6 protein-coding genes are annotated in these 5,152 nt (G+C 70.8%); 1 reads left to right on the forward strand and 5 read right to left on the reverse strand.

Features of this window, described 5'->3' with window-relative positions:
- A partial coding sequence (locus IQ216_RS11555) for a single-stranded DNA-binding protein (protein WP_193815570.1) occupies positions 1-276 on the reverse strand: 276 nt, incomplete at its 3' end.
- Between the two features lie 140 nt (positions 277-416).
- On the opposite strand from IQ216_RS11555, the gene IQ216_RS11560 reads away from it, so the two are divergent.
- A complete protein-coding gene (locus IQ216_RS11560; RefSeq protein ID WP_193815571.1) occupies positions 417-1,259 on the forward strand; it encodes a precorrin-6A/cobalt-precorrin-6A reductase in 843 nt (280 codons plus the stop codon).
- Here IQ216_RS11560 and IQ216_RS11565 read toward each other — a convergent pair.
- From IQ216_RS11565 to IQ216_RS11580, 4 genes are all read right to left on the reverse strand, one after another.
- A complete protein-coding gene (locus IQ216_RS11565; RefSeq protein ID WP_193815572.1) occupies positions 1,256-2,257 on the reverse strand; it encodes an adenosine kinase in 1,002 nt (333 codons plus the stop codon). The two genes, IQ216_RS11560 and IQ216_RS11565, sit on opposite strands and share 4 nt — an antisense overlap.
- 5 nt (positions 2,258-2,262) lie before the next feature.
- Positions 2,263-3,582, reverse strand: a complete 1,320-nt coding sequence (locus IQ216_RS11570; RefSeq protein WP_186696587.1) for an adenylosuccinate synthase — start codon at positions 3,580-3,582, stop codon at positions 2,263-2,265.
- A 78-nt stretch (positions 3,583-3,660) separates the two neighbouring features.
- Positions 3,661-4,092, reverse strand: a complete 432-nt coding sequence (psb27, locus tag IQ216_RS11575) for a photosystem II protein Psb27 (protein ID WP_193815573.1) — start codon at positions 4,090-4,092, stop codon at positions 3,661-3,663.
- A 44-nt stretch (positions 4,093-4,136) separates the two neighbouring features.
- Positions 4,137-5,152 (reverse strand): His/Gly/Thr/Pro-type tRNA ligase C-terminal domain-containing protein (locus IQ216_RS11580; RefSeq protein ID WP_255510611.1); only part of this gene is annotated, 1,016 nt, incomplete at its 5' end.

The following is a 5,152-nucleotide window of genomic DNA, read 5'->3' on the forward strand; positions in this document are numbered from 1 at the left end:
GGTGAACTCCGCCCGTTTCTCCTTGACCCCGTCCTGCCGGGTGACCGTGCTCATGCGCAGGCGGCCCTCGATCATCAGCCGCTGACCCACCTGCACCCGGTTCTGCAGGTCCTGGGCCAGGTTGCCCCAGCCCACCACTTTGAGCTGGCCGGCCGGATCGTCAGGCCGCAGGCCGTCAAACTGCACCGCCATCTCGGCGACGGGCGTCTGGTTGTCCTGGGTGTAGCGGATCTGGGGTGCTTCCAGCACATCCACTTCCAACAGACAGTGATTCACGCCCCAGCCAGCGGCACAGCGTGTCCATCTTGCCGGATGCCAGAGGGCTTGCCGGATGCCAGAGGGCTTGCCGGATGCCAGAGGGCTTGCCGGATGCCAGAGGGCTTCGGGGGCAGACTGATGCAGCGAGGGGGGATTCGATGCCAGGCTCCCGGGCAACGGTGCTTGCCGCGCGCCGCCGCCTCTGGCTGTTCGCCGGCACGGGGGAGGGGCCTCCCTTGGCCGCTGCCCTGCAACGGCAGGGCTGGTGCCTGCGGGTGAGCGTGGTGAGCCCCGAGGCCGGCCAGGCCTATGGAGAGCTGCCGCACCTCGAGCTGTTCAGCGGAGCCCTGGCCGGCCCCCAGGCCCTGGAGCTGGCCCTGCGGCAGGCCCAGCAGCAGGGGGATCCCTTTGCCCTGGTGCTCGATGCCACCCATCCCTTTGCGACCACGATCAAGGCCACCCTGGCCGCCGGCTGCCGGGCAGCGCGCCTGCCCCTGCTGCGGCTGCAGCGCCCCTGGTGCGATCAGCAGGAGGGCGACGGCCCCGGGGCGGACGCGGCTGGCCCCGCCCTGCTGGCCGGGTTGGCGGCACTGGAGCATGAGCCGCTGGCGGGCACCCGCCTGCTGCTGGCCCTGGGCGCGCGCCAGCTGCCGGCTGCGGTGAGCCGCAGCCCGGGGGCACGCCATCACGCCCGGCTGCTGCCGACGGCCTTCGGGCTGCAGCAGGCCATGGCGGCGGGGCTGCCGGCCGAGCGGGTGGCCTGCCTGCGGCCCACGCGCTCCGGACAGGTCGAAACGGCCCTTCTGCGTCGCTGGGGGATCGAGGTGATCCTGGCGCGCCAGTCTGGCGGCGAACCGGAGCAGCGCTGGCGCCGGATCGCCCACAGCCAGGGCTGCCGGCTGTTGCTGCTGCGTCGCCCGCCGGAGGAGCCCGGCCGGACGGTTCTGGGCCAGGAGGCCTTGCTGGCCCACCTGGCCGCCTGGCCCGGGGCGACCGGCTAGGCGCCCGCGCCCAGGTGTGCGGCCGCCAGGGCCTGGAGGTCCTGCTGGGGCCTGGGGCCGAGCTGGGTCACCACCTGGCCGGCACAGAGGGAGCCGAGGCGGCCACAGCGCTCGGCGCTCCAGCCCTGGGCCAGGCCGTGCAGGAATCCGGCGGCATAGAGATCGCCGGCGCCGGTGGTGTCCACCAGGGGGCCCAGCCGGAAGGGCTCGATCACGTGGCTGCTGGGACCTTCCAGCACCAGGGATCCCGCCTCGCTGCGGGTGAGGGCGGCGATGCGGCAGCGCCCCCTCACCTGCTCCACCGCCGCCTCGAAGCTCTCGCTTCCATACAGCGACAGGATTTCCTGTTCGTTGGCGAACAGGATGTCGACATGGCCATCGACGAGCTCCTGGAAGCTGTCGCGGTGGCGCTCCACACAGAAGGCATCCGAGAGGCTGAGGGCCACCTGGCCACCGTGGGCGCGGGCCACCTCCGCCGCCGCGATGAAGGCCTGCTTGGCGGCCTCGCTGTCCCAGAGATAGCCCTCCAGGTAGAGCAGCTTGGCGTCAGCCACCATCGAGAGGTCGAGATCGGCGGGGTCGAGGCCCACCGACGCGCCCAGGTAGGTGCACATGGTGCGCTGGGCATCCGGGCTCACCAGGATCAGGCAGCGGGCCGTGGAGGGACCGCCGGTGGCCGCGGGCGTGTCGAAGCGGGCCCCGGCGGCGCGAATGTCATGGGCAAAGATGGCGCCGAGCTGGTCGTCACGCACCCGGCCGATGAAGCCGGCCCGCCCGCCCAGCTGGGCCACCCCGGCCAGGGTGTTGGCGGCCGAACCGCCGGAGGTTTCCAGCCCAGCCCCCAGCCGGGCGTAGAGCTGTTCGGCCTGCTCGGCATCCACCAGGGCCATGCTGCCCTTGGTGAGGCCTTCGCTGGCGAGGAAGGCGTCGTCGGCGTGCACCAGCACATCCACGATGGCGTTGCCGATGCCGACGACATCGAGACTCTTGACGGTCATGGGGTTCAGGCGCTGAGGAGGGCGCGTTTGGGGCCGTGGATCGGGTCTTCCATCACGATGGTCTGGTCGCGGTCGGCCCCCAGGGAGATGATCGCGATCGGCACCTCCATCAGCTCAGCCAGGAAGCGCAGATAGCTCATCGCCGTGGCGGGGAGCTCATCAAAGGTGCGGCATTCGGCCGTGGAGCTCTGCCAGCCCGGCAGGGTCTCGTAGATCGGCTTGCAGCGGGCGAACACCTCGGCGCTGCTGGGGAAGTGCTCGATGCGCTGGCCGTCGAGTTCGTAGGCCACGCACACCTGGATGGCATCGAGTTCATCGAGCACGTCGAGCTTGGTCACCGCCAGGCAGTCGAGCCCGTTCACCTCCACGGCGTAGCGGCCGATCACGCCATCGAACCAGCCGCAGCGCCGGCGGCGCCCGGTGGTGGTGCCGTACTCGCCGCCGCGATCGCAGAGGTGATCGTTGAGGCTGCCCTCCAGCTCAGTGGGGAAGGGGCCCTCGCCGACCCGGGTCGTGTAGGCCTTGGCCACGCCAATCACCCGGTCGATCAGGGTGGGGCCCACGCCGGCGCCGATGCAGGCGCCGCCGCTCACCGGATTGGACGAGGTGACGTAGGGGTAGGTGCCGTGGTCGAGGTCGAGCAGCGTGCCCTGGGCCCCCTCGAACAGGATGTTCTGCCGGGCGCGGGCCGCCTCGTGGATGGTGCGGGTGCAGTCCACCACGTGGGGGGCGAGGCGCTCGCCGTAGCCCAGGTAGTCCTCCACCACGGACTCAAAGTTGAGGGGCTCGATGCCGTAGAGCTTCTCGAGGATTTCGTTCTTCTCGGCCAGGGGACCGGCGAGGCGATCCCGCAGCCGGTCGCCATCGAGCAGGTCAATGACGCGGATGCCATTGCGCTCCGCCTTGTCGGCATAGGTGGGGCCGATGCCGCGGCCGGTGGTGCCGATGCGCCGGTCGCCACGACGCTGCTCCATGGCCTGATCCAGCAGGCGGTGGTAGGGCATGGTCACATGGGCCGTGGAGGCGAGCCGCAGGCCGCTCACGTCGATGCCGAAGCCCAGCAGCATGTCCAGCTCCTCCAGCATCACCCGCGGGTCCACCACGGTGCCCGAACCGATCAGGCAGATGGTGTCGGGATAGAGGATGCCGGAGGGGATCAGGTGCAGCTTCAGCACCTTGTCGTCAACGACGATCGTGTGGCCGGCGTTCACCCCGCCCTGGTAACGCACCACCACATCGGCCGAGCGGCTCAGCAGATCGGTGATCTTGCCCTTGCCCTCGTCACCCCACTGCGCACCGATGACGACGACGTTGGCCAAGGACACGGCGGCCCGCAGCCGCTTCAGAGCACAACTGCAGAGACTCTCAGATCAAGGTCCCGTTCGTCAAAAGAACCGGCCGGCTCAGGCGCCGCGCACCACGTTCTTCTCGGCCTTCAGCAGCTCCTTGCTGACCCGCTCACGCAGGGCCTCGGGCAGGGGCCGGTTGGGGTAGTTGGCGTAGTGCCCGGCGAGGGAATTCAGCGCCGTCTGCATCGTGGTGAAGGAGGAGAGCCCATTCACGGCGTTGCGGGGGCGGTAACGGGCCATGTACTCATTGATTAGTCCGCGGGCCTCCTGCTCCGCCTCGGCGCGGGAGGGATCGTCGGCTTCGAGACCCACCGTGGTGATCAGCACGTCGGCCACCGCCACCGTGTCGTCCACGTAGCTGCCGCTGAGCCCATCGGCGCTGCTGCAGCCGGCGAGCAGCAGACACAGCCCCAGGCAACCGGCCAGCAGGGATCGGCTCCAGCGTCCCAGCAGGCGCCGAAGGGAGCTCAGAAGGTCGGCGGCCATGGCGTGGGTGCGGATCGGGCGATCCTACGGACCCCGGCTGTCGCCTAAGCCGCGGGCAGCCCGCGGCGCTCGGCCGTCAGACGGGGCAGCAGATGATCGAGCAGCCCATCGGCCGCCAGGTCGGTGCGCTGACTACCGGCCCGCTGCACCAGTTCCACCTGGCCGTCGGCCGCACCCCGGCCCACCACGACCCGCCAGGGAATGCCGATCAGATCGGCGTCCTTGAACTTCACCCCGGCCCGCTCGCTGCGGTCGTCGAGCAGGGTCTCCACCCCCGCTGCCGTGAGCTCGGCGTAGAGCCGCTCGCCCAGGGCCAGCTGCAGCGGCTCCCCCGTGTTGGCTACCACCACGATCACCTCGAACGGCGCGATCGCCGAGGGCCAGCAGATGCCGCTGGCGTCATGGTGCTGCTCCACCGCCGCCTGGGCCAGGCGCGACACGCCGATGCCGTAGCAGCCCATCCACAGGGCCTCCTCACTGCCGGATTCGGTGCTCACGGTGGCCCCCAGGGCCGTGGCATAGCGGCGGCCCAGCTGAAAGATGTGGCCCACCTCAATGCCGCGGCTGGCCTCCAGGCACTGGCCCGGATCGTGCCGGCAGCGGTCGCCGGGCTGGGCGGCCCGCAGGTCGAGGGCTTCGGGCCTCGGGCAGAGCGCACCCCAGGCCGCTCCCAGCCGGTGCTGATCCAGCTGGTTCGCGCCGCACACAAAGGCGTCCAGCTCTGCGGCGGTGGCATCGGCCAAGCGCAGGAAGGCCGGAGTCCAGCGGCGGGCACCCGCGAGGCAGGCGTCGGCCAGATCGGGCCCGAGATAGCCGAAGGGGAGCGGGGCCAGCCCCTCCCTGGCCACGGCCTCCTCGCTGAGCGGGGCAATCTCCAGCAGAGTGCCGTGGCTGGGGGAACAGCGGGCGCTCACCACATTGGCCAGCTTCACGCTGTTGAGCTGCTGGTCGCCCCGCAGGCTCACCAGCAGGGGCAGCTCGGCCCCGTCGTCGAAGCGGGCCAGCAGCAGCAGCACCTTGAGGATCTGGCTGGCGTCAACGTCATGGGCCTGGACCAGGG

This window comes from Cyanobium sp. LEGE 06143 (assembly GCF_015207535.1).
Classification (GTDB): Bacteria; Cyanobacteriota; Cyanobacteriia; order PCC-6307; family Cyanobiaceae; genus NIES-981.